Genomic DNA, 22,700 nt, shown 5'->3' with positions numbered 1-22,700 from the left:
CTATGGCTCGCCGGGCGACAACGCGCCGACAATACTCGTGTGGCAGACAATACTCGTGTAGCGGCTTCGCTCGTTCTTCCCGCCGATACGATCACCGGTGTATTGTCCGAGCGGGCGCGTGAGTTTCCTACTGCCCGAACGATATTCCCATCGACCGGCGCCACTCTGACGTTGTCGGAGCTCGACGCCGCAGTCGACCGTCACGCTCGGGGGCTTGCCGAAGCCGGCGTCCGCAGGGGTGACGTGGTCGGCCTCCTGGCGCCGACCGGAGCGGATCTTCTGGTGTGTTTGCTGGGGATCATGCGGGCGGGTGCGGCGGTGACGGTTCTGCCGGCCCCGCTCGGCACGAACAAGCTCGGCGCGCATGCCGAGAGACTGTGCCGAACCCTGGAAGTCGCGGGGGTCGAGAGGCTGGTGGGCGCGGATGCCTACGCACCGTTACTGGCCGAATTGACCAGTCGGCACGGTGCTCTGGACATCGTCGCGCCGTCGGCGGCCGGAACCCTGGACTCGCTGCCCGAGTTGGACTCGAACGACCCGGCAGTCGTTCAATTCACGTCCGGCAGCACAGGTTCGCCCCGCGGTGTCACACTCACGCACGGAAATGTGGTGGCCGGTCTGTCCGCCATCATCGAGGGGGCGGCACTGGTTCCGGACGATGTACTGATCCAGTGGGTGCCTCTCTACCACGACATGGGGTTGTTCGGGCTGCTCGCGAACATGCTCAACGGCGCGGAATCCCATGTGTTCGCGCCGTTCGACTTTCTCCGTGGGCCCGGTGACGTACTGCGATACCTGGCCGAACGGCACGGAACGTTGATGACCGGACCGAACTTCGCCTACGAACTGCTGGCCGGCGCCGCGGAACCGGTGCTGAAATCCGGCCTGGACCTGTCGCGCTGGCGACTGGCATTCAATGGCGCGGAACCGGTCTCGGCCGCGACGGTGCGCCGCTTCCTCGATGTACTCGGCCCGGCAGGGGTTCGACCGTCGACGATGTTCCCGGTGTACGGCATGGCCGAAGTAACCTTGGCCATCTCGTTTCCCGAACCGGGATCCGTACCGCGCACCGTTCGTATCGACGGTGACAGCCTGCGGACGGGCGATCGGGTCCGGCTTGTTGCCGAGCGCGATTCCGCGGCACGAGAACTGGTGTCGGTCGGGCGCCCGGTCCCCGGTATCGACGTGCGAGTGACGGGTGTCGGCGGAACACCCTGTGCGGAAGAGGAACTGGGCGAGATCCAGGTGCGCGGAGCGGCCGTGACGTCCGGATATCTACACGACGGCAAGGCCACTCGCGCCGCCTTCGACGGCCCCTGGCTGCGGACCGGCGACCTCGGGTTTCGTCACCGCGGCGACCTGTATATCGCAGGCAGGCGCAAGGAGATGGCGATAGTTCACGGCCGCAACATCTTTCCCGAGGACGTCGAAGCCGTCGCACGCGATGTCCCGGGCGTATACCGGGGGCGCTGTGTCGCCGCACCGATCTCCGCCCGGGACGGAACGGAACTCGTCGCGCTGGTGGTGGAGACCGAGCTGTCGGCCCCGGAGCATCCCGGTCTGGTCGACGCGGTGCGCCGCCGAGTCGCTGCCGCGATGGACCTGCACGCGGTGCGCATCCACATCGTGAACCCGCACTGGCTGACCAGAACCTCCAGCGGGAAATGGCAACGGCTGCAAGCAGTCCGGGCCGCTGCGGCCGAAGCAACCAACGTTCCGAGGTCTCGGAGCGGTCGACAGTGAAGGAGCCGTCGTGGCAACCGCAGAACAACAACAGCCGACCCCCTCGCGTGCAACGGTTCTGGATTCGGTGCGGGCGCAGCTTCGCGGCGAGCTGGGATTGATCGAGCACGAGTTGCCGGAATCGGAGCAGCTCGATCTGCTGCCGGCCGCGGATTCCGTGCGACTCATGCGAGTGGTCGCGGCGCTGGAGAACGAGTACGACGTGGAAGCCGACGACAATGCCATCCGCGCGGCCGACACCGTCGGTGATCTGGTCGACCTCATCAGCGCCGCCCTGGCGGACAGCGACCGATGAGCAGCGTGCCGACTCGTGCCGCCGCCGCTGCCGCGACCAATCGGCATTATGATCTGCCGCCCGAGGTGTTCGAGGCGTTCCTGGATGCCCGGATGAAGTACACGTGTGGTCTGTACCGCACCGGTGGTGAGTCGCTGGATGAGGCGCAGCGGGACAAGCTGGCTTATATCGCTCGGCTGCTGCATGTCGGTGCGGGGCAGCGGGTTCTCGATATCGGTTGTGGCTGGGGAAGTCTCGCGGTGTATCTGGCGGTCGAGCACGGCTGCCGGGTGACTGCGGTGACCCCGTCTCGCGTGCAGTCGGAGTATGTGCGTGACCGTGCGGCCGGGGCGGGCGTCACCGGCCTCGTCACCGTCGAAACCGGCTACTTTCCCGACGTGTCGCTACCGGCAGCCGAGTTCGATGCGATCGCGATGGTGGAGGTCATCGAGCACATGCCCGATCACGGTGCCGCACTGGCACAAACCGCACGTATGTTGCGGCGGCAGGGCCATCTGTACCTGTCCGCCACCTGTTACCGCAGCGGCGATCATCAGGCCGACGCCGAGCATCGGCCCGGCAGCGAGCATGCCGTCGGTCTCTACGGATTCACCGCGATGGTCACCCTGTCGAAGATCATCGGCGCACTGGAGACGGCGGGCTTCAGCATCGCGGCGCTCACCGACATGACATCGCATTACCGGCAGACGATGGCGCACTGGCAGCAGCGGATCACCGACAACCGGCAGCGCATGGAGGTCGCCGCTCCGGGCTTCGGTACCGAGATCAGCCGTTATTTCGATACCGCCGTGGCCAGTTGGGGATACACGGCACGCAATTACTCGATCGCCGCGGTGCGGTCGCGCATGGGCAGGTCCGAATACTGCGACGACATCGGCCCGGCACACCGCCGGACGTGTCCGGCGTCCTGACGGCGTTCCGGTGGTTACGTGGTAGCGGTCGGCGGTGTGGGCGAGCAGCAGCAGGCCGCTGTGCTGGGCGCGGGGCCTGCCGAGATGGCGACTGGCGACAGCCCCCGTGCGGTCCGATCGGCGCTATCGGATTCCGCCGATTGAGACGAGCCGAGAAGTGCTGCATGTCAAGAGGTCCGGGGTTCGGCCGGTGTGGTGGTCCGATCGGCCTTAGGCTTGCGGGCATGATGGTTGCTCGGAGCCTGGTGGTCGGTATGGTGACGGCGGTGCTCGGTGTGAGCGGTACGTCGGTCGCCGGGGCGGAGATGGTGGCCGGTGTTCCGGCGGCGGTGTGCGGGAGTCCGCTGTCGTCCGACGAGATCTCCACTGTCACCGAGCTTTCCGATACGACGACCCTGGCCGCGGCCGGGTTGCCGCGGCTGGAGGAGGCCGTCGACCGGCACCATCGGATCACGGAGATCCTGGCGGAGCATCGCGACCGGCGGGGGCTGTTCTCGATCGGGCTGGACGTCGCCGAGCTGGCGGCGGTGATGCCCCTGCAGCGCAATCCCATCGCCTTCGCTTCGCCCGGCTATGCGCAGGCGATCAGCTTCGAACTGTTGCGGCGGTATCTGGACAATGTGCACGGCGAGTTCACCGGGGGTTTCGTGGAATCGCACTGGGCGCAGTACTTCTCGCTGGCCGAACGGTGCGAGCTGTCGGGTGCGCGGGTGGCCATGGTCGGTTACAACGCGCACATCACCGTCGATCTCGCCTACGCGACGGCGGCCGTGGGAAGCAGGCCGGACAACGCCGGTGATTTCTTCCGGATCGTGGATGCGATCGCCTCGTCGGGCTCCGGGATCGTGGATCGGACCAAGGCGGTGTACGGGGCCGATCTGGGTCCCCTGTGGCGGCTCTACTTCGTCGGTGAGGGATTGGATCAGCTGGCGGGGCAAGGGGTCGCCACCGGCGCGCTACTCCGGGCCGCGGACGCGGGGTACAACGTGATCGTGTTCGGGAACGGGCTGGCCCTGCAGGATCCGGGTGCGAAACCCGTGGCCGAGGCCGACATCCGGGCCCTGTTCGACACGGCGAACGTGGCGTTCGACGTGCTGGCACAGTTGCGGGGGCTGTGAACCGGCCACCCGCACTCCGATCGGGATACCGCGGACGGCCGACCACGACGAAAGTCCGTCGGGCACCGGCATATCCGCACGGGGTGTTTCCATGGGATTCGCACAGACGAGCGCGGCCGGAGCCCGGCGGCTTTCACCGGTCGGTGGTTCAGCCCTTCAGCAGTTGCTCGCTCAGTTCCCAGAGTCGCTGGGCGGCTTCGGGATCGAGGGCATGGGACATGATCTCCGAAGGGGGTTCCACGGCGGACATCGGCCTGGGCTCGTCGTCCAGCACCGAGATGTCGTTGTCCTTGAGGTACACGCCGCCGATATCGGCCAGCAGCGGGCTGGCGGCCGCGAAGACGATAGTGCTCGCACCCTGCTGGAGGTTCTTCTTCCCGTGCTCGGGGTCGATGATCGGCGCCCCCGAGTCGTCGACGAGTCCCGCGGCCCGCAGCCCTTCCTCGCCCGCGGCGCTGTTGAGAGCCGTGCCGACGACGACTCCGGGATGCACCGCGTAGCCGCGGATTCCGTCCTCGGCGAATCGGCGGTCCAACTCGACCGTGAACAGCACGTTCGCGAGCTTGGACTGGGCGTAGGCGACGGTGGGTTCGTAGCCGCCGGTGGCGAAATGCGGGTCGTCCCAGCGAATCTCACCGAAGCGCTGAGCCCCGGACGACACCGTGACCACCCGGGCGCCGTGCGCGGCGCGCAGCGCGGGCAGCAGGCCGAGCGTCAGCTGGAAATGGCCCAGGTGGTTGGTTGCGAACTGCGCCTCGTAGCCGCGCGCGTCCTGCTCGAGTTCCGCGGGAGCCGCGAGGCCCGCACCGTTGATCAGGATGTGCAGCGTGCGCCCGGAATCGGCGTACCGGGCCGCGAAGGCATCGACGGACGCCGGGTCCAGCAGGTCCAGCCGGCTCACCTCGACACGCTCGATGCCGGCGACCGCCGCGGCGGCGCGGTCCGGATGGCGCGCCCCGACGGTGACCGAGGCGCCCGCCGCGCTCAGCGCCCGCGTTGCCGCCCGGCCGATTCCGGCATGGCCGCCGGTCACGATGACGTTCTTTCCGGACAGGTCGATGCCCCGAAGCACCTCCTCGGCCGTCGAGGCGGCGGTGAAGCCCGATCCGATCGGATGCTGCTGCTGCGTCGTATCTGGTGTCATGCCCCAAGTCTGCGCGCATCCGCCCGCACTCTGAATAACTGGAAGTGCGCACTTTTTGCGCGGGAGTACGGAGACGGAGTGGTCGCGCCGGGGCCTGAGCCCGCTGTGCGGCGTGCGGTCACCGATCCGCCGGGCGGGCTCGTCGCTCCCGAAACCCGGCCGCGTGATCGTGCCGGGCCGATGGCCGTCGTCGGTCACGATCGCAAGCCGGGACGCGAATCTCCTACCGGCGCACGGCGGGACGGTCGCGGTGGTCCCAGTTCACCAGCACGTCAGGGTCTTCGGGGGATTCCCGGCGGTGCCGCAGGACGGCGTCGACGGTGAAGAGCTGGGTGGATTCGGTGCCGCGGCGCAGCGCGCCCTCCGACAACCGCAGCTCGACGGTGAGGTCGAAGGCCAGGCCGCGGCCGAGCAGCATCGGGCCCGCGACGAACAGCACGGTGTCGCCGGCGGCGGAAATCGTTGTGGCGCGGGCGGAACGGTCGGTCGCCTCGTCCCAGAGCGCGGGCAGCCAGCGGCCGTGCTCGCGCAGTCCGCGCAGCACTTCGCGGTCGAGTCCGGCGTAGTCGAACCACGCGGTGCGGTAGGACAGTGCGTCGCGGCCGAACTCGAGACGCAGCGACGCGGGGCGAACGTAGTCGTGCAGGGAGACGGCCTCGGCCGGGCGCCCGCGGGTGCGCAGCGATGCCGCGGCGGCGCGGGCGAACTCCAGCGGGTCGGCGGCGTCGGCGCCGTCCACCGCGACGACGGCCCGGCCGGGAAGCGCGGCGGCGCGGTCGGCGACGAGATCCACCAGGGTATCGGCGGCGATCGGGTCGAACCTGGGCATCGAACCATGATGCACGGGCAGCCGGGGGTAGGCGGACCGGCCGAGCCGGAACTTTCCGGCCGCGCTCCGTGTGCCGGGCGTCGGTCACAGTTCGTCATTGTTTAACCTGAGCTGGTTCGATACCGGAAGGACGGTTGATGGCGACGATCGAGGAAGCCCTCGAGATCGAGCGGCTCGAGCGGGACATCTTCCGTGGCGCGTCCACGAAGACCCAGCTGGCGCGGACGTTCGGCGGGCAGGTCGCGGGGCAGGCGCTGGTGTCGGCGGTGCGGACCGTGGAGCCGGCGTACCAGGTGCATTCGCTGCACGGGTACTTCCTGCGCCCGGGCAACCCGCAGGAGTCCACGGTGTATCTGGTCGAGCGCATCCGCGACGGCCGGTCGTTCTGCACCCGGCGGGTGACCGGCGTGCAGAGCGGCGAGGCGATCTTCACCATGTCGGCGTCGTTCCACGTCGGCGACGACGGCCCGGAACATCAGGACGAGATGCCGGAAGTGCCGCCGCCGCACGAACTTCCGGACGCTCGCACGGCGATGTCGGCGGAGGCGCTGTGGGCGATGCGGGAGTGGGAGCACTGGGACACCCGCACGATCCCGCAGGAGCAGGTGGCGCACAAGACCGGGCTGGTCGCCCAGCAGCAGGTGTGGTTCCGCTACCGGCACGCGCTGCCGGACGACCCGCTGTTCCACGTGTGCACGCTGGCGTACATGAGCGATATGACGCTGCTCGGATCCTCGAAGGTGATTCACCCGGACGAGCCGACCCAGAACGCGTCGCTGGATCACGCGATGTGGTTCCTGCGCCCGTTCCGCGCCGACGACTGGCTGCTCTACGACCAGGCCTCGCCGTCGGCGGGCTTCGGCCGCGCCCTGACCGGCGGCCGGATCTTCAACCAGGAGGGCCGGTTGGTGGCGGCGGTGGTGCAGGAGGGACTGATCCGCAAGCTGCGCGAGGACTGAGGTCGTGACCCGACCGGACCGGCACACTGGAACGGGCGGAACCCGTCTACGGCGAGGAGGTTGCGATGATCGATATTTTCGTCGTCGACGACCACGAGATCGTGCGGCGCGGACTACGTGACCTGTTCGGCGAAGCGCCCGACCTGACGGTGGTGGGCGAGGCGAGCACCGGTGCCGAGGCGCTGGCCCGGATTCCCGCCGCCCGCCCGCGGGTGGTGATGCTGGACGTTCGCCTGCCCGACTACGACGGCGACGAACTCTGCCGTGACCTGCTGGCCGCCGTGCCCGGGCTGCGGATCCTGATGTTCACCGCGTTCGCCGACGAACCGTCGATGATCGGCGCGGTGCTCGCCGGTGCGGCCGGCTACCTGGTCAAGGATGTGCGCGGTCCGGAACTGCTCGATGCGGTCCGGGAGGTGGCGGCAGGCGGGTCGCTGCTGGACTCGCGTGCGACGGCCGCGGTGATGGCGGCACTGCGCGCCCAGGCCGGATGGCAGGACGGACCGCTCGGCGAGCTGACCGACCGGGAGCGCACCGTCCTGGGACTGCTGGGCCGCGGGCTGACCAACCGGCAGATCGCGCAGCGAATGTTCCTGTCGGAGAAGACGATCAAGAACTACGTGTCCCGGGTGCTGCGCAAGCTCGAGGTGCAGGGCCGCACCGAGGCGGCCGTGCTCGCCGCCCGGATGGGACTGATCCATTCCTGCGGCTGATCAGCGGTCCACGATTCAGCGGTCCACGATGTCGCCGACGGCCCGGCGCGGCGTGCTGGGCAGCGGGGCGGTGTTGACCGGGACCCAGCCGATCCGCACCATCGTCTGCGGGAACGCGCAGTCGTGCAGCACGGCGCGGCGGATATCGTGCCGCAGATCCCGCATGCCGAGCGGCTCGGTCTGGATGCAGGTGGACAGGCCGAGGTCGGTCGCGGCCAGCAGCAGCGCGCTGGTCGCCTCGCCGGCCGACAGCTGGAACCGGCGGTCGTCGCCCGCCGTGCAGACCACCAGCCATTCCGCGCCGTCGGAGCCGGCGGCGGCATCGGTCAGGGCCGGACCGGCGAACAATCGGCTCGGGATCTCGTCCGTGGGACGTGGCGGGGGAGTGTTGCGGGCGGGCACGCCGTCCGGGGTGCCGTGCCGTCCGCTCCAGGCCGTGAGTTCGTACAGATAGTCCGCGTCGTCGGCGTGCCGGGTCGCGGCGCGGCGGACGGACCCGGCGAGCTGCGGCCGCAACAGTCCGGGCACGTGCCGCACCGCCGCCCCGAACCTGTTGGCGCGGGTGGAGACCGTCCGGATATAGCCGGGCGGAACCCGCCAGTCGGCATAGCGGCGGCGGTCGCTCTGCCGGTTCAGGATGGCGGCGGTCATCTCGATATCGACGTCCGAGGGGCGCCGCGGTGTCGTGGTGATCGTTGCCAGCAGGTCGGGGTGGTCCGGATCGGGCACCCTGGTAACCGTTGCGGCCCAACCCAATCCGGCCAGCGCCACGCGCAGGTGGTGCAGCGCGGCGCCGCAGCTCACCACCAGCGCCCGCTGCTGCGGATCGGTGTGCGGCAGGTGCCGGTCCGGGTCGGCGTGCAGCGCGATATGGTCGCCGGCGATCCGCCATCGCCAGGGCTGGGAGTTGTGTACCGAGGGCGCGCGGACCGCCATCCCGAGGGCGACCTCCAGGGTTTCGTCGTCCGGCAGCGCACTGACCATGCTTCGGATGCCGTCCTTCCCGATCGAATTGGCAGATCGAAGTGCCGATGTCAACGACCAGACTGCCCGGGTTCGGGCGAACCGGCAGGGGGAGAAAGGTCCCGAAAACCGGGGCGGACGGGCCCGAATCGCAGGTCAGGAGCCGAACAGCCCGGCCGCGGCGCCCCGGGCGATGACCAGGCCCCCGATCGCCAGGGCCCAGCCGGTCGCGCTGTCCGCATGCCGGGACAGAAAGGCATCGAGCCGGGTCAGCACCGGTTCGATCGCCGAGTGGAACAGGGAGCGCCCGGTCATCAGCAGTAACGCCGGCACGATCATGATCACGCAGTAGCCCGCCAGCAGGGCGGCCGCGGTGGCGGCCGGAACGTCCTGGGAGACGAGCAGGCCGATCGCCCCGAGATACGGCACCATCGACAACGCCTCCAGCGCACCGGCACTCACCGCGAGCACGGCCAGCCCGCCGGCGGAGGACTGCCGCCGCAGCGCCCGGGTCCGCCACGCGGTGGTGCGATCGGGCTCGCCGCGGGCCCGGCGCTTCTTCGAATCGAAGCGCCAGGACACCGCGAACAGCGCGATGCCCAGTAGTAGTTGCGGCACCAGCACCACGGGGCTGCGCGCCAGCTCGCCGAGATGGTTCAGGCCGGCGTTCGCGGCCGTCATGAGCGACACGCCGAGCAGGAAATAGAACACGGCGATGGCGCCGAGGTAGCACAGCAGCCGCCGCGCGGGCGGGCGCTCCGGCGCGAGCAGCAGCCACACGGGCAGAACCAGCGTGCCGATGCTGGTGCTGTCCACCAGCGCCAGTCCGATGAGGGCCGGGATGAGAATCACGGATATCAGCGTCGCGCCGCGCGGAGGGACGGGGCGTCGGCTGTCGGATCGATCGGCCGTCATCACTTCGACCGATCCGGGTCCCGTCGCGGCTGTGCTGTGATGGTGCGGTGAGGTGGAACGCGTTGCCGGCCGGCGTGCAGGACGGGCTCGTCGCGCTGTTCGCGTTCGCCATCGGTGCGATTCTGTACCTGGCGGGCCTGTCCACGCTGGTGGGCCCGAATACGACGCCGCTGCTCGCGCGGTTCGGGGTGCTCGCGCTGCTGTGCCTGGCGACGCTCCTGCGCCGGCGCGCACCCCTGGCGGCGCTGGCCGCCGGAGTGGTGCCGGTGGGTATCGATCTGGTGCTGGGCGCCACGGTGCCGGTGTGGCTCGTCTACTCGGATCTGATCTACGCGGCGTGCCTGTACGACAGCCGGCGGGTGTCGCGGTGGGTGGCGGGTACCTGCGGGGCGGTGTCCATCGCGATCGCGATCGCGATCTTCGTGATCACCGGGGAGTGGCGGGCGGCCGCCGTCGTGATCGGTGCCGCGTCCGTCTTCGCCGGCACCTCGGTGTGGTGGGCGTTGCAGGTGCGCCACCACAAGGAGATGGCCGAGGCCGAGCGGACCCGCGCGCAGGCGATGGCGATGGTCGCCGAGGCGGACCGCCGCGCGGCGATCGACGACGAACGCCGGACCATGGCCCGTGACCTGCACGATGTGATCGCCGGTCATCTGTCGGCCATCGCGTTGCAGTCCGAGGCCGCGCTCGGCGTGGCCGGCGACCGGGATCCCGCGGTGGCCGGGATACTCGGCTCGATCCGCACCAACAGCGTCGACGCGCTGCAGGAGATGCGCACCATGATCGGCCTGCTGCGGCGCGACGGCGGTGCGGACGGCGCCGACGGTCCGGTCGCGCCGCGCGGGCTGGCCCAGCTGCCGCTACTGGTGGCCGCGGCCCGGGACACCGGAACGACGGTGCGCCTGCGGAATTCGGGCGAGGGGGCGACCCTGCCGAGCGCGGTGGATCAGGCCGCATATCGGATCGTGCAGGAGGCGCTGACGAATGCCATGAAGCACGCGCCGGGCCGGGAGGTCGACGTCGAGGTGGCGGCCGGGCCCGACGCGCTGGCGCTGTCGGTGCGCAACCGGTTGCCCGCGACACCGTCACCGGACGCCGGGTACGCCCGGCACGGGCTGATCAATATGCGCGAGCGCGCGGCCGCCCTCGGCGGAAGTTTCTCCGCCGGAACAGAATCCGCCGACTGGGTGGTCACGGCCCGGCTCCCGTTGCGCGAAAGATCGGAGGTGGCATGACGATTCGGGTGCTGATCGCCGACGACCACGGCGCCATCCGGGCCGGGCTGCGGATGATCCTGGACAGCGCCGGCGATATCGAGGTGGTCGGCGAGGCCGCCGACGGCGATATCGCGGTCGCCCAGACCAAGGCGTTGCGGCCGGACGTGGTGCTGATGGACGTGCGGATGCCCGGCGTGGACGGGATCGCCGCCACCGGGCAGATCACCGCCGAGGGCCTGGCCGGGGTGCTCATCCTCACCACCTTCGACCTGGACGAGTACGTCTTCCGCACGCTGCGCGCCGGGGCGTCCGGATTCATCCTCAAGTCGGCGTCGAGCAAGGTGCTGATCGATGCCGTGCGCTCGGTGGCCGCCGGCGACGGCGTGCTGGCACCGGAGGTGACCAGGACGTTGATCACGGCCTTCGCCGCCACCGGCGCACCGGCCGAACCGAAACCCGACCTGCCGGCCGAACTCACCGAACGCGAACGCGAGGTACTGACCTGTCTCGGCGAGGGCCTGTCCAACGCGCAGATCGCCACCCGCCTCTACATCGGCGAGACGACGGTGAAAACCCATGTCTCCCGCGTCCTCACGAAACTCGGCGTCCGCTCCCGCGTCCAAGCCGCCATCCTCGCCCGCGAGGCCGCCCAGTCGTAGCCGATCCGGATCGGCCGGGCAGCTTGCCGAGCAACCAGCCGCCGACCCGTCCGAGCCCCTCGTGATCCGAAATCGCTACGGCCGGCGATGGCGGCCCCGACCTGCCGCATCGGCGAGTCGCCGCTGGTGCGGCAGGTCGGGCCGGGGTGCTGCTACGAGGCGGGGACCCGCAGGTGGCAGACCACCGTGTCGGGGAGGTGGCGGAGGCAGCGTTCCAGTTCGTCGCTGCGGTGGCTGGGGAGCAGGCGGTGCCAGCCGGTGGGCGGGTCGACCTCGGCGATGAGCACCACCTTGCGGCGGCCGTCGAAATGGTGCCGCAGATGCCGGGCGACGGGGCTGCCGACCGAGCAGTCGCCGGCATCGATGACCTCCAGCGGCACCTCGGGATGCCAGGCCTCCCATGCCTTGGTGAATACGGTCGTGTTCTCGTCCGGCAGGCAGACATGCAGCGCGACCACATCACGCCCCAGCGATAGCGCCGCGGACAGCGCCTCCCGGCTGAGTTCGGACACCTCCGACACCGGTACCACGATGACCGCGCCGGTCGGCTCCGGCGGTGCGGGGGTACCGCCGAGGCCGCGGCTGTCGTCGATTCTGCGGTAGGTCCGGCGCACCCGCTCCATGCCGAGCACCAGCAGCGGGAGCACCAGCACGATCAGCCAGGCGCCCTCGGTGAACTTCATCGCCGTGGTCACGATCGCGGCGACGAAGGTCAGCAGCGCGCCGAAACCGTTGAGCGCCAACCGCCATCCGCCGCCGCCGTGGCGGCGCCAGTGCACGACCATGCCGGTCTGGGCGATGGTGAAGCCGACGAACACACCGATCGCGAACAGCGGCACCAGCGCGTTCATGTTCCCCGCCGACGCGACCAGCAGCACCGCCGCCGAAATGCCCAGCGTCACCACGCCGTAGCGGTACACCTGCCGCGGCGTGGCGACCGCGAACCGGTGCGGCAGGCAGTTGTCGTCGGCGAGGATCTTGGTCAGCGTCGGCAGGCCGCCGTAGGAGGTGTTGGCGGCCAGTGCCAGCAGCACCACGGTGGCGAATTGCACAGTGTAGTAACCGATTCCGTCGCCCAGGGCGGCCTCGGTCAGCTGCGAGAGCACGGTGGTGCCTTCGATCGGGTGCACCGAGAACTTGCCGACCAGGGTGGCCAGGCCCAGCAGCATGACGCCCAGCAGCGCACCGAGCGCCACCTCGGCGCGCTGGGCCCGGCGCACTCGCGGCCGCTCGAAGCTGGGCACCGCGTTCGCGATCGCCTCCACCCCGGTCAGCGCGGCGCATCCGCTGGAGAACGCCTTGAGCAGCAACAGGACTCCGATGGTGCGGGCGTCGGTCGCGACGGCGGGCCCGGTCTCCGTGACGGCCGGTGCCGACCGCAGCAGCCCGGCCACGATGACGACCAGGATGCCCGCCACGAAGACGACGGTCGGTGCCATGAACACCCGCGCGCTCTCCCGGATCCCGGCCAGATTGAGCACCGTGATACCGAGCAGCACGGCCAGGCCGATCCACACCGTGTACGGCAGCAGCGCCGGGAAGGCGGAGGTGAGCGCCGCCGTGCCCGCGGCGATCGACACCGCGACATTGAGCACGTAGTCCACGATCAGCGACGCGGCGGCGACCAGACCGGTCCGCCTGCCGAGGTATTCCTTCGCCACGGCGTAGGCGCCGCCGCCGTCGGGGAAGGCGGCGATCACCTGGCGGTAGGAGGCGATCAGCACCGCGAGCAGGGCGACGATCGCGGCGGTCACCGGCAGCGTCAGGCCCAGTCCGGCGCCGCCGGCCGCGGCGAGCACCAGCACGATCGCCTCGGGCCCATAGGACACCGACGCCATCGCATCCAGGGACAGTCCGGCCAGGCCGGTGGGGACGGTGAGCCCGCGCCGGTGCGCCGCGGTGGGGGCGGGCGCGGGCTCGGGTTTCGGCAGAACTTCGGTCACGGCGCGAGTGTTCCCGCATGCCGGTCGGTCGAACAGATCCCTTGCGGAACCTTGACGCCACGGGTGAGCAGGGCCACAGCGGTCCCGGCTGCGAGCGGCGCCGCCGTGCCCGGCTCGTATGCTCGAGGCGTGAGACCGACCATTGGTGTGCTGGCGTTGCAGGGCGACGTGCGCGAACATTTCCGCGCCCTGGCGGCCTGCGGCGCCGACGCGGTGAGCGTGCGCCGGGAGCCGGAGCTGGCGGCGGTCGACGGGCTGGTGCTGCCCGGCGGGGAGTCCACCGCGATCAGCAAGCTGCTGGAGGTGTTCGGGCTGCTGGAACCGCTGCGGCAGCGGCTGCGCGAGGGTATGCCCGCGTTCGGGTCCTGCGCCGGGATGATCCTGCTGGCCGGCGAGGTGCTCGACACCCGGCCCGATGCGCGGTCGCTGTCCGGCATCGATATGACGGTGCGGCGCAACGCCTTCGGCCGCCAGGTCGACTCCTTCGAAACCGATCTCGACTTCGCGGGCCTCGACGACGGCCCGGTCCGGGCGGTGTTCATCCGGGCGCCGTGGGTCGAGCGTGTCGGCGAGGGCGTCGAGGTACTGGCCCGGGTACCGTCCGTGGGGGCCGCGACCGCGGGGGAGCAACCGCCGTCGGACGCCGCGGCCGGGCGGATCGTCGCGGTGCGCCAGGGCGGCGTGCTGGCGACCTCGTTCCACCCGGAGGTGACCGGCGACCTGCGGGTGCATCGCATGTTCGTCGAGTCCGTGCGGGAGCGCGCGACCGTGCGGTCCTCGTGATCACCGCCGTGCAGCCCGCGTGACGGCACCGAACGGTACCGGACCGGCGCATCCGGCCGCCGGAGACGACAGGGCCGGGCAGTAGACTGGACAAGTTGTCTGCCGGACCCGAGCACACCGACGTGAAGGAAGTAGGGAATGAGCGGCCACTCCAAATGGGCCACCACCAAGCACAAGAAGGCCGCCCTGGACGCCAAGCGGGGCAAGCTGTTCGCGAAACTGATCAAGAACATCGAGGTGGCGGCGCGGACCGGCGGCGGTGACCCGGACGGCAACCCGACGCTGTACGACGCCATCCAGAAGGCCCGCAAGAACTCGGTCCCGCAGGACAACATCGAGCGCGCGCGCAAGCGTGGCGGCGGCGAGGAGGCCGGCGGCGCCGAGTGGCAGACCATCATGTACGAGGGCTACGGCCCGAACGGCGTCGCCGTGCTGGTCGAATGCCTGACCGACAACCGCAACCGCGCCGCCGGCGAGGTGCGGGTCGCGATGACCCGCAACGGCGGCAGCATGGCCGATGCCGGTTCCGTGTCGTACCTGTTCAGCCGCAAGGGCCTGGTCACCCTCGAGAAGAACGGCCTGTCCGAGGACGACGTGCTGGTCGCGGTGCTCGACGCGGGTGCCGAGGAGGTCAACGACCTGGGCGAGTCGTTCGAGGTGATCAGCGAGCCGAGCGATCTCGTGGCGGTGCGCACCGCGTTGCAGCAGTCCGGCATCGACTACGACTCGGCCGAGTCCGGGTTCCAGCCCTCGACCACGGTCGCGGTCGACGCCGACGGCGCCCGCAAGGTGTTCAAGCTGGTCGACGCCCTCGAGGACAGCGACGACGTGCAGAACGTCTACACCAACGTGGACGTCTCCGACGACATCCTCGCCGAACTCGACGCCTGAGCGCGTCTCTCTCGCAGGGCGCCTGTCGCGCCACCGCCCGTGTCGGCTCTGCCGACGACCGGTCCGGCGCCGAGCAGCCGCTGGTACTGCCGGTGTCGCTCGGCGCACTGCCGGCGCATCCCACCTGCCCGGCGACCGGGTCGTACCGGTATCGGTGCTCGGGTATGTGCCGTTGCCTGGTCGATCGGGGGTATCCGGGGCATGTGGCGAACGGCGTCCCCCGGCGGCCCGCCGTGTGCGCGAGGGCACGGCGGCCCCTCGCCGGTGCTCCCGGAAGTTCGTGGGTTCGTACGGTTCTCGGCCGGGCATTGCGTCGGTGTAAAGCACTCGTGACGTTCGTTCGCCCGCGTGGCGACCCGGCCGACCGCCTCCTACTGTCGGCAGACAAGTGGTCCAACCAATGTGGGCCGGGAGGCGGAAGGTGCGAATGTGGGGTCGATCGTCGAGGACCCGGTACCCGGCCGCGGCGGCGGGACGCGCTGGCGCTCCCTGCTCGCGGCGCTGGTGTCGGCCGTGGCACTGGCCGCTCTGACGGCCTGCATACCCACCCCGGACAGCGTGGGTGGATCCGATCCGAACGCGATTCGCATCGGTACGCTGCGCGGTCAGCCGCATCTGTACGCGCCGTATTTCATGCAGCGCTTCGCGCCCGCGGGCACGACGTACGAGGTTGTGCTGTTCGATAATTCGCCGGACATCAAGAACGCGCTCGCCTCCGGCGCCGTCGACTTCGGCGTGCTGGGCGCCCCGTCCATGCTGGCGGGCGCCGCGGCGCGCCAGGACGTCCGGATCGTCGCCTCGGCGGCGGACGGCGGCTCCGGATTCGTCGGGCGGCCCGAGATCGCCGGCCCGAACGGCCTGCGCGGCAAGAAGATCGGCTTCCCGGCCGGATCGTCCCAGGAGATCCTGCTGAAACTGACGCTGCGGGCGCACGGGCTCGATCCGGCGGCCGATGTGCAGCTGGTCAACCTGGCCTACGGGGATATGGTGAACGCCTACCGGTCCGGGCAGGTCGATGCCTTCCTGAGCGCCGAGCCGGGCGTCTCGATCGCGCTGAAATCCGGTGCGCGGCAGTTGCTCTCGCCGTACGACACCCCGATCGGCGGCGTCAACATCGTCTTCGGCGCCGCCGGCCGCGCGCTCGACGACGATCGGGAACGGGCGCGGCAGACCGTGCACAGCTTCACCCGGGCGGTCGAATTCATGCGGTCCGACCACGACGCGTGGGCTCGCGGGCTGGCCGATACCTTCGGCGTCGATCGCGCCGTCGCCGATATCGCGATCGCGAACATCACGCCCCGCTCGGAGCTGGACGACGCGTACCGGCGGCGGGTCGCGGCACTGGCCGAGCAGATGGTCGCCTTCGATCAGCTGCCCGAGGCGCCCGATATGACCCGGGTGTTCGCCGCCCAGCCGGCCCGGGAGGGTGCCCGATGACCCGCGCCGACGCTCCGGTCGCCACCGAAAAACCCGCGGTGACAACGACATCCGATCCGCGACCGGCGCTGCGGGCCGCGCGCTACCGGTCCCGGGCCGCCGCCGCGCTGTGGGCGCTGCCGGTTCCGATCCTGATCTATCTGGCGTGGGATCGCGGTGTACACGGCGGCTGGACGCTGCCGCTGGGTATCCAGATGCGTTATCTGCCGACACCGTTCGAGGTGCTGCGACGGCTGGCCGACCTGGCCGTCGGGGGCATCATCGACGACTCCTACAGCGGCACCCTGTGGTGGCATCTGTACGCGAGCACCGTGCGCGTCGTGCAGGGTTTCGCGCTCGCCGCGCTGGTGGCGATTCCGCTGGGCATCATCATGGGTCGTTCGCGCCTCGTGTACCGGATGGTGGAGCCGACGATCAACCTGATCCGGCCGATCCCGGTCACGGCCTGGGCCCCGCTGGCGCTGCTGATCATCGGGTTCGGGGACCGCTCGACGATCTTCCTGGTGTTCCTCGCCGCGGTCTTCCCGGTGCTGCTGAACACCATCGCGGGGGTGCGGGCGGTGCCGTCGCGACTGTTCGAGGCGGCGGCGATGCTGGGCACCCGCCCGGTGCGGACGCTGTACAAAGTGGTGCTCCCGGCCTCGATACCCGGCATCGTCGCCGGGCTGCGCATCGCGCTCGGACTGTCGTGGGTCATCCTCGTCGTCGGCGAAACCGTCGGCATCCGAGTCGGTTTGGGCGCGCTGATCACCCAGGCGCGCGAACAGTCCCGCACCGACCTCATCGTCGCGGTCATGATCGTCATCGGACTGGCCGGATTCCTCGCCGACCGGATCCTCGTGCTGCTGGTCCGGCTGTTCGCCCGGCGGCGACCACTCCTGCCCGCCGCCACCTGAGACAGGTTTCGCCATGAACGTCACTTCCACTCCGCGCGCGGCGAATCCGCCCGCGCATCTCCACCTCGAGCAGCTCGGCAAGCGGTATCCGGGTGCCTCCGGACTCGCGGTCGCGGACGTGAGCCTGGACATCACCGCCGGCGAATTCGTCTGCCTGGTCGGCGCCAGTGGCTGCGGCAAGTCCACCCTGCTGCGCATCCTGGCCGGATTCGACTCGGCCACAACGGGTTCGGTGACCGTCGGCGGCGATCCGATCGCGGGCCCCGGGCCGGATCGCGGCGTCGTATTCCAGGACTACGGGTTGTTCCCGTGGCTCACCGTGGCCGAGAACATCGCCTACGGGCCGAAACAGGCGCGCCTGGCCCGCGCCGATATCCGCGAGACCGTCGACCGCTGCCTGGACACCGTCGGTCTCACCCGGATGCGGGATGCCTTCCCGCATCAGCTGTCCGGCGGCATGCAGCAGCGCGTGGCCATCGCGCGGGTGCTGGCGAACCGGCCGGCGGTGCTGCTGATGGACGAGCCGTTCGGCGCCTTGGACGCCCTGACCCGCGCGTCCATGCAGGCGGAGCTGAAGCGCATCCACGCCGAGACCGGCGTCACCGTCGTCTTCATCACCCACAGCATCGACGAGGCGGTGTACCTGGCGGACCGGGTGGTCGTGATGACCGGCGGCACGGCGCACGGGAACGCCGGACACGTCCGGCAGATCATCGACATCGACCTGCCCGCCGAACGCGACACGACCGCACCGGAATTCAACGACTACAAGCGCCGGATCGACGCGCTGGTGCACGAGAGCGACGACCGGGCGGCGTGATGCCCCGCCCGGTGGTCAGGCCGTACGTATTTCCCCGCGTGCGGCACCGGCCGGCGGCAGTGTCCGGACGCCGGGCCTGGCCGGCTCGTGAATTCGGCTGGTGCGGGACACGATTCGGCCCGCCTTGAGGACGTAGCAGCGGTCCGGGCGGTCGAGCAGCACGTCGGCGACGCGGTGGGAGGACAGCACCACCAGGTCCGCGGCGGCGCCGATGCGGATGCCGTGGCGGTCGTCGACGCCGGTCACGCGGGCGGCCTGGCCGGTGGCCATGTCCAGCACCCGCCGCAGGTCGTCCGGGCCGGAGAGATGGCAGGTCTGTGCCAGGAACAGTCCGATATCGAGCAGGTCGGCGTTGCCGTACGGGGTGAAGGCGTTGCGGATGTTGTTGGAGGAGTAGGCCGTGGTGACCCCGGCTCGCCACAGTTCGCGGATCGGCGCGATGCCGCGCCGGACGTTGGTGTCGTCGCCGCGGCCGCCGAGGTGCATATCGGTCGCGGGCAGCGGCACCACCGCCACACCGGCCTCCGCCAGCCGGGTCAGGGTGCGCCGTCGTCGCCGCGGCGGCTGCCCCGCCAGCGAGGTCATGTGCCCCAGCGCCACCCGGCCGGCCATGCCGGTCCGGTCGGTGGTGTCGGCGATGTAGTCGGCCATCGCGAAGCGGGGGTCGGTGGCGTCGTCGGCGAAATCCGCGTGGATATCCACCGGCACACCGAATTCGGCGGCCAGGCCGAAGACGATATCGACGTGGCGGCGGCACTCGGCGACCGTCGCCTCGTTGTAGGCGCACCCGCCGATCACGTCGGCGCCCGACCGCAGGCTCTCGCGCAGCAGTTCCAGTGTGCCCGGCGCCCCCAGGATCCCCTCCTGCGGGAATGCGACGATCTGCAGATCGATGAGTTCGCGGTACTCCTCCCGCAGTTCCAGCAGCGCGTGCACGCCGCGCAGGCCCACGATCGGGTCGACGTCCGGGTGTGCCCGGACCACCGTGGTGCCGTTGGCGATCGCCGCGTCCAGCACCCGGCGCGCGCGGTCGCGGATCGAGTCGACGGTGAAGCCGCGCTTGAGTTCGGCGGTGACCGCGATCGCCCCGGCGAGGGTGCCGTCTCGGTTGGGCCGCTCCGCATCCAGCAGTGCCTTGTCCAGGTGCAGATGGGATTCGATCAGGCCGGGGATGACCACCCGTGCGGCGCAGTCGATCTCGTTCTCGGCGCGAACGGCCTGCCGGGATCCGATCGCGGTGATGAGCCCTTCGTCGACGACGATGTCGACGGGGTCCGCATCGTCGGCGATGCGGGCGTCGCGCAGGATCAGATCCGGCATGGGGCACCTCCCGGGAGAACGACGGCACCAGTTGTATACGACGTATGTGTTTCGATCCTGGTCGGACAATGCTTCGCCGATGTTACGAAGCGCCCTGCGGCGCAGAGCCTTCCGGGCGCACGCCGAGGACACCCGCCAGGCATTTCGGGCGATATTTGTATACGATGTGCCGCACATTTCTCCGGAAGGTGATGACCGTGAACGACCTGCTGCTGACCGGGGGCCGTCCCTGGGTTCCGGGACGGCCCGCCGCGGCCGCCGACATCCTGATCCGCGACGGCCGCATCGAGACGATCGGCCCCGGCCTGTCGGCGCCGGACGCCGACACCCTCGATCTGGCCGGGGCGCTGGTGTTTCCGGGCCTCGTCGACACCCACTGCCATCTGGACAAGACGCTGTTCGGCGCCCCGTGGACGCCCAATACCGGCGGTCGGACGCTGACCGGGCGCATCGCCAACGGCGAGGGGCGGCGTGCCGAACTGGGGATACCGAGCGCCGAGTACGCGGGCAACCTGCTCGGCGAGATGATCCGCCGGGGAACGGCACACGTGCGCAGCCACATCGACATCGACCCCGAGATCGGCCTGCGCGGCGTCGAGGCGGTCCGTGCCGCGGCCGCCCGGCATGCCGGGCGGGTCGACGTCGAGCTCGTCGCCTTCCCGCAGGGCGGCCTGATCACCCGCCCGGGCACCGCCGAGCTGCTGGAGGCCGCACTGGCCGACGGTGTGCAGGTGGTCGGCGGCCTGGACCCGGCGGGCTACGACCGCGACCCGGTCGCGCACCTCGACGTCATCTTCGGCCTGGCCGAGAAGTACGGCGCCAAGGTGGACATCCACCTGCACGACGCCGGTTCGCTGGGCGCCTGGCAGTTCGGCCTGATCATCGAGCGAACCAGGGCGACCGGCCTGTCCGGCCGGGTCGCGATCAGCCACGCGTACGCCATGGGCGCGCTGCCGGCCGACGAGCAGCGCCGCATCGCCGACGATCTGGCCGAGGCCGGCGTCGCCATGGTGACATGCGCGGTCGGCGACGCGCCGGTGGTGCCGCTGCGGGTGATGCACGAGGCTAGTGCCGCCCTGGCGCTCGGCAACGACGGCATCCGCGATCTGTGGACCCCCTACGGCGACGGCGACATGCTGCGCCGGATCAACACCGTCGCCTTCCGCGACCGGCTGCTCGCCGACGCCGAGATCGAGCTCGCACTGGCCGCCGGAACCTACGGCGGCGCACGGGTTCTCGGGCTGGAACGGTACGGGCTCGAGCCGGGTGCGCCCGCCGACCTGTTCGCCGTCGACGCCGAAACCCCGGCGGCGGCGGTCGTTTCGGTACCGCCGCGCAGGCTGGTGCTCCAGCGCGGGCGGATCGTCGTTCGCGATGGGACTACCGCGCAACCGGATTAATCGTATACGAAACAGGGGCGTAATCGTTCGGAACGCTGTCGGCAACCACCGGCCGATAGAACTCTGGGTATGAGCACTTCCGCCGCGATCTCCTCCGCGGATGCCGAGCGAGCCGGGTATACGAAAACCGCGCCGGCCGAGGCGGCGCCGTCTCTCGTTCTGGAGCGGGTCGGACTGACCTTCGGCAACGGCACCCACGCCCTGCGGGATGTCGACTTCGCCGTTCGCCCAGGCGAATTCGTGTCCCTGGTGGGTCCGTCCGGCTGCGGCAAGTCGACCCTGTTGCGGTTGGCGGCCGGATTCGAGCGGCCGACCTCCGGCACGGTCGACGTCGCCACCGGGCGGCTCGGCTACATCTTCCAGGAGGCGACGCTGCTGGCCTGGCGGAGCGTGCTGGCCAACGTGGAACTTCCCGCCGAACTGGCCGGTGCCGATCGCCGCACCCGCCGGGCCGGTGCCCTGGACGCGATCGAGCGGGTCGGGCTGGCCGGATTCGAGAAGCACAAGCCCGCCCAGCTGTCCGGCGGTATGCGGATGCGGGCGTCCATCGCCCGCGCCCTCACCCTGCGGCCGGAGCTGTTCCTGTTCGACGAGCCGTTCGGCGCGCTCGACGAGATCACCCGGCAGCGGCTGAACCAAGAGGTGAGCCAGCTGTTCCTGCGGGATTCCTTCGCCGGGGTGTTCGTCACGCATTCGGTCGCCGAGGCGGTGTACATGTCGACGCGGGTGATCGTGCTCACCGGACGGCCGGGCCGGGTCGCCGCGGAAATACCTGTGCCGCTGGAGTTTCCCCGCGATCCGGGGATCCGGTTCACCGCCGAGTTCGGCGAGATCGCGACGGCGGTGTCGGCCGCGCTGCACGGCGCCGAGCGGGAGACGGCGGCATGACGACGGCGAGCGGGGCGGTGGCGACGGCGCGGGCCGGTGCGCGGTCGAGGCTGCCGCGGTTGCACGGCGGGCCGCTGCGCATCGTCGCGCCGATCGTGGTGTTCGCGCTGGTGCTGGCCGCGTGGTACGTCGCGGGCCACTACCTGCTGCCGGAGCAGTCGAAGTTCCTGCTGCCGCCGCCGGAGACGGTGGTGTCGAAGGGGCTGCTGGATCCGGTGGCGCGCACCGAGATCCTGACCGCGCTGTGGTCCACCGTGCAGATCGCGCTGGCCGGGCTCGTCATCGCGATCGTGGCGGGCGTCGGGTTCGCCGTGGTGATGAGCCAGGCGCGCTGGGCGGAGTACTCGCTGTACCCGTACGCGGTGGTGCTGCAAACGATTCCGATCCTCGCGGTGGTGCCGCTGTTCGGATTCTGGTTCGGCTACGAGTTCGGCAGCCGGGTCATCGTGTGCGTGATGGTGTCGCTGTTCCCGGTCGTCACGAATACCCTGTTCGGGCTGAAGTCGGTGGCGGCGGCCGAACACGACCTGTTCACCCTGCACGGCGCGAACCGGTGGCAGCGGCTGGTGAAACTGCAACTGCCCGCGGCACTTCCGGCGATGATCTCCGGGTTCAAGATCTCCGGCGGCATGGCCGTCATCGGGTCGATCGTCGCGGACTTCTTCTTCCGGCAGGGCGAGCCGGGTATCGGCCGGATGATCGACGTGTACCGGCAGCGGCTGTCGACCGAGGAACTGCTGACCGCGCTGCTGCTGTCGTCGCTGGTCGGGCTGATCCTGTTCTGGTTCTTCGACTTCCTGGCCGGCCGCGTCGACCGGGCCCACGGCCGCCGGCGCGGCGCTTAGCGAATCGTCTT

22 protein-coding genes are annotated in these 22,700 nt (G+C 70.3%); 16 read left to right on the top strand and 6 right to left on the bottom strand.

The features are described 5' to 3' along the window. Positions 1-39 precede the first annotated feature (39 nt). The 4 genes from D892_RS0134465 to D892_RS0134450 all read left to right on the top strand — a co-directional run bounded on the left by D892_RS0134465 (position 40) and on the right by D892_RS0134450 (position 4,067). Positions 40-1,743 carry an AMP-binding protein gene (locus D892_RS0134465; RefSeq protein WP_063629984.1) on the top strand — a complete coding sequence of 568 codons (1,704 nt, stop codon included), beginning with the start codon at positions 40-42 and terminating at the stop codon, positions 1,741-1,743. 10 nt (positions 1,744-1,753) lie between these two features. After that, positions 1,754-2,038: an acyl carrier protein gene (locus tag D892_RS0134460; protein ID WP_051499290.1), complete on the top strand. Its 285-nt coding sequence runs from the start codon at positions 1,754-1,756 to the stop codon at positions 2,036-2,038. Beyond that, positions 2,035-2,949 carry a cyclopropane-fatty-acyl-phospholipid synthase family protein gene (locus D892_RS0134455; RefSeq protein WP_024805616.1) on the top strand — a complete coding sequence of 305 codons (915 nt, stop codon included), beginning with the start codon at positions 2,035-2,037 and terminating at the stop codon, positions 2,947-2,949. Before D892_RS0134460 ends, D892_RS0134455 begins: the two co-directional genes overlap by 4 nt. A 227-nt stretch (positions 2,950-3,176) precedes the next feature. After that, complete coding sequence (locus D892_RS0134450; RefSeq protein ID WP_024805615.1) at positions 3,177-4,067, top strand: DUF5995 family protein; 891 nt, start codon at positions 3,177-3,179, stop codon at positions 4,065-4,067. A gap of 148 nt (positions 4,068-4,215) precedes the next feature. Here the strand turns inward: D892_RS0134450 and D892_RS0134445 are convergent, their stop codons facing one another. Together D892_RS0134445 and D892_RS0134440 are read right to left on the bottom strand one after the other, a co-directional pair. Then, positions 4,216-5,211 (bottom strand): SDR family NAD(P)-dependent oxidoreductase, encoded by a 996-nt coding sequence (locus D892_RS0134445; RefSeq protein WP_024805614.1) that lies wholly within the window; start codon positions 5,209-5,211, stop codon positions 4,216-4,218. Positions 5,212-5,434: 223 nt separating this feature from the next. After that, positions 5,435-6,040 carry a hypothetical protein gene (locus D892_RS0134440; protein WP_024805613.1) on the bottom strand — a complete coding sequence of 202 codons (606 nt, stop codon included), beginning with the start codon at positions 6,038-6,040 and terminating at the stop codon, positions 5,435-5,437. Positions 6,041-6,177: 137 nt separating this feature from the next. Between D892_RS0134440 and D892_RS0134435 the strand changes: the two genes are divergently transcribed. Both D892_RS0134435 and D892_RS0134430 read left to right on the top strand, forming a co-directional pair. Further along, positions 6,178-6,999, top strand: a complete 822-nt coding sequence (locus D892_RS0134435) for an acyl-CoA thioesterase II (protein ID WP_024805612.1) — start codon at positions 6,178-6,180, stop codon at positions 6,997-6,999. Positions 7,000-7,064: 65 nt separating this feature from the next. Then, complete coding sequence (locus D892_RS0134430; RefSeq protein WP_024805611.1) at positions 7,065-7,712, top strand: response regulator transcription factor; 648 nt, start codon at positions 7,065-7,067, stop codon at positions 7,710-7,712. Between the two features lie 15 nt (positions 7,713-7,727). On the opposite strand, the gene D892_RS0134425 is transcribed toward D892_RS0134430, so the two are convergent. Both D892_RS0134425 and D892_RS0134420 read right to left on the bottom strand, forming a co-directional pair. Continuing rightward, positions 7,728-8,696 (bottom strand): hypothetical protein, encoded by a 969-nt coding sequence (locus D892_RS0134425; RefSeq protein WP_024805610.1) that lies wholly within the window; start codon positions 8,694-8,696, stop codon positions 7,728-7,730. A gap of 135 nt (positions 8,697-8,831) precedes the next feature. Continuing rightward, complete coding sequence (locus D892_RS0134420) at positions 8,832-9,527, bottom strand: GAP family protein (protein ID WP_232236236.1); 696 nt, start codon at positions 9,525-9,527, stop codon at positions 8,832-8,834. 110 nt (positions 9,528-9,637) lie between these two features. Here D892_RS0134420 and D892_RS0134415 point away from each other — a divergent pair, with 110 nt between their 5' ends. Further along, positions 9,638-10,825: a sensor histidine kinase gene (locus D892_RS0134415; RefSeq protein WP_024805608.1), complete on the top strand. Its 1,188-nt coding sequence runs from the start codon at positions 9,638-9,640 to the stop codon at positions 10,823-10,825. Then, positions 10,822-11,466: a response regulator transcription factor gene (locus D892_RS0134410; RefSeq protein ID WP_024805607.1), complete on the top strand. Its 645-nt coding sequence runs from the start codon at positions 10,822-10,824 to the stop codon at positions 11,464-11,466. Before D892_RS0134415 ends, D892_RS0134410 begins: the two co-directional genes overlap by 4 nt. A 152-nt stretch (positions 11,467-11,618) precedes the next feature. Here the strand turns inward: D892_RS0134410 and D892_RS0134405 are convergent, their stop codons facing one another. Beyond that, positions 11,619-13,304 (bottom strand): APC family permease, encoded by a 1,686-nt coding sequence (locus D892_RS0134405; protein WP_084161882.1) that lies wholly within the window; start codon positions 13,302-13,304, stop codon positions 11,619-11,621. A 234-nt stretch (positions 13,305-13,538) separates the two neighbouring features. Between D892_RS0134405 and pdxT the strand changes: the two genes are divergently transcribed. The 5 genes from pdxT (at position 13,539) to D892_RS0134380 (ending at position 18,236) form a co-directional block, all read left to right on the top strand. After that, positions 13,539-14,192, top strand: a complete 654-nt coding sequence (gene pdxT / locus D892_RS0134400; protein ID WP_024805605.1) for a pyridoxal 5'-phosphate synthase glutaminase subunit PdxT — start codon at positions 13,539-13,541, stop codon at positions 14,190-14,192. A gap of 138 nt (positions 14,193-14,330) precedes the next feature. Beyond that, positions 14,331-15,083 carry a YebC/PmpR family DNA-binding transcriptional regulator gene (locus tag D892_RS0134395; RefSeq protein WP_024805604.1) on the top strand — a complete coding sequence of 251 codons (753 nt, stop codon included), beginning with the start codon at positions 14,331-14,333 and terminating at the stop codon, positions 15,081-15,083. A gap of 429 nt (positions 15,084-15,512) precedes the next feature. Then, positions 15,513-16,520 (top strand): ABC transporter substrate-binding protein, encoded by a 1,008-nt coding sequence (locus tag D892_RS0134390; protein WP_232236235.1) that lies wholly within the window; start codon positions 15,513-15,515, stop codon positions 16,518-16,520. Continuing rightward, positions 16,517-17,416 (top strand): ABC transporter permease, encoded by a 900-nt coding sequence (locus tag D892_RS0134385; protein ID WP_024805602.1) that lies wholly within the window; start codon positions 16,517-16,519, stop codon positions 17,414-17,416. Before D892_RS0134390 ends, D892_RS0134385 begins: the two co-directional genes overlap by 4 nt. Positions 17,417-17,429: 13 nt before the next feature. Next, the gene (locus D892_RS0134380; RefSeq protein WP_024805601.1) at positions 17,430-18,236 is read left to right on the top strand and encodes an ABC transporter ATP-binding protein; all 807 of its coding nucleotides are present in this window, start codon (positions 17,430-17,432) and stop codon (positions 18,234-18,236) included. Positions 18,237-18,251: 15 nt separating this feature from the next. Here the strand turns inward: D892_RS0134380 and D892_RS0134375 are convergent, their stop codons facing one another. Further along, positions 18,252-19,556, bottom strand: a complete 1,305-nt coding sequence (locus D892_RS0134375; RefSeq protein WP_024805600.1) for an amidohydrolase family protein — start codon at positions 19,554-19,556, stop codon at positions 18,252-18,254. 191 nt (positions 19,557-19,747) lie between these two features. On the opposite strand from D892_RS0134375, the gene D892_RS0134370 reads away from it, so the two are divergent. The 3 genes from D892_RS0134370 to D892_RS0134360 all read left to right on the top strand — a co-directional run bounded on the left by D892_RS0134370 (position 19,748) and on the right by D892_RS0134360 (position 22,689). Continuing rightward, on the top strand, positions 19,748-20,956 hold the full coding sequence (locus D892_RS0134370) for an amidohydrolase (RefSeq protein ID WP_051499285.1): 1,209 nt from the start codon (positions 19,748-19,750) through the stop codon (positions 20,954-20,956). 69 nt (positions 20,957-21,025) lie between these two features. After that, a complete protein-coding gene (locus D892_RS0134365; RefSeq protein WP_024805598.1) occupies positions 21,026-21,844 on the top strand; it encodes an ABC transporter ATP-binding protein in 819 nt (272 codons plus the stop codon). Beyond that, positions 21,841-22,689: an ABC transporter permease gene (locus D892_RS0134360; protein WP_024805597.1), complete on the top strand. Its 849-nt coding sequence runs from the start codon at positions 21,841-21,843 to the stop codon at positions 22,687-22,689. Before D892_RS0134365 ends, D892_RS0134360 begins: the two co-directional genes overlap by 4 nt. Positions 22,690-22,700 lie beyond the last annotated feature (11 nt).

This window comes from Nocardia sp. BMG51109 (genome assembly GCF_000526215.1).
In the GTDB taxonomy this organism is placed as follows: domain Bacteria; phylum Actinomycetota; class Actinomycetes; order Mycobacteriales; family Mycobacteriaceae; genus Nocardia.
Note: the sequence above shows the minus strand (reverse complement) of the source record. Positions and strands in the feature narration are given on the sequence as shown.

Coding starts and splice junctions, on each gene's coding strand:
- D892_RS0134455 (WP_024805616.1), top strand. CDS start 2,035: ATGAGCAGCGTGCCGACTCGTGCCGCCGCCGCTGCCGCGACCAATCGG.
- D892_RS0134450 (WP_024805615.1), top strand. CDS start 3,177: ATGGTTGCTCGGAGCCTGGTGGTCGGTATGGTGACGGCGGTGCTCGGT.
- D892_RS0134445 (WP_024805614.1), bottom strand. CDS start 5,211: ATGACACCAGATACGACGCAGCAGCAGCATCCGATCGGATCGGGCTTC.
- D892_RS0134440 (WP_024805613.1), bottom strand. CDS start 6,040: ATGCCCAGGTTCGACCCGATCGCCGCCGATACCCTGGTGGATCTCGTC.
- D892_RS0134435 (WP_024805612.1), top strand. CDS start 6,178: ATGGCGACGATCGAGGAAGCCCTCGAGATCGAGCGGCTCGAGCGGGAC.
- D892_RS0134430 (WP_024805611.1), top strand. CDS start 7,065: ATGATCGATATTTTCGTCGTCGACGACCACGAGATCGTGCGGCGCGGA.
- D892_RS0134425 (WP_024805610.1), bottom strand. CDS start 8,696: ATGGTCAGTGCGCTGCCGGACGACGAAACCCTGGAGGTCGCCCTCGGG.
- D892_RS0134410 (WP_024805607.1), top strand. CDS start 10,822: ATGACGATTCGGGTGCTGATCGCCGACGACCACGGCGCCATCCGGGCC.
- D892_RS0134405 (WP_084161882.1), bottom strand. CDS start 13,304: ATGGCGTCGGTGTCCTATGGGCCCGAGGCGATCGTGCTGGTGCTCGCC.
- D892_RS0134395 (WP_024805604.1), top strand. CDS start 14,331: ATGAGCGGCCACTCCAAATGGGCCACCACCAAGCACAAGAAGGCCGCC.
- D892_RS0134385 (WP_024805602.1), top strand. CDS start 16,517: ATGACCCGCGCCGACGCTCCGGTCGCCACCGAAAAACCCGCGGTGACA.
- D892_RS0134380 (WP_024805601.1), top strand. CDS start 17,430: ATGAACGTCACTTCCACTCCGCGCGCGGCGAATCCGCCCGCGCATCTC.
- D892_RS0134375 (WP_024805600.1), bottom strand. CDS start 19,556: ATGCCGGATCTGATCCTGCGCGACGCCCGCATCGCCGACGATGCGGAC.
- D892_RS0134370 (WP_051499285.1), top strand. CDS start 19,748: ATGACCGTGAACGACCTGCTGCTGACCGGGGGCCGTCCCTGGGTTCCG.
- D892_RS0134365 (WP_024805598.1), top strand. CDS start 21,026: ATGAGCACTTCCGCCGCGATCTCCTCCGCGGATGCCGAGCGAGCCGGG.
- D892_RS0134360 (WP_024805597.1), top strand. CDS start 21,841: ATGACGACGGCGAGCGGGGCGGTGGCGACGGCGCGGGCCGGTGCGCGG.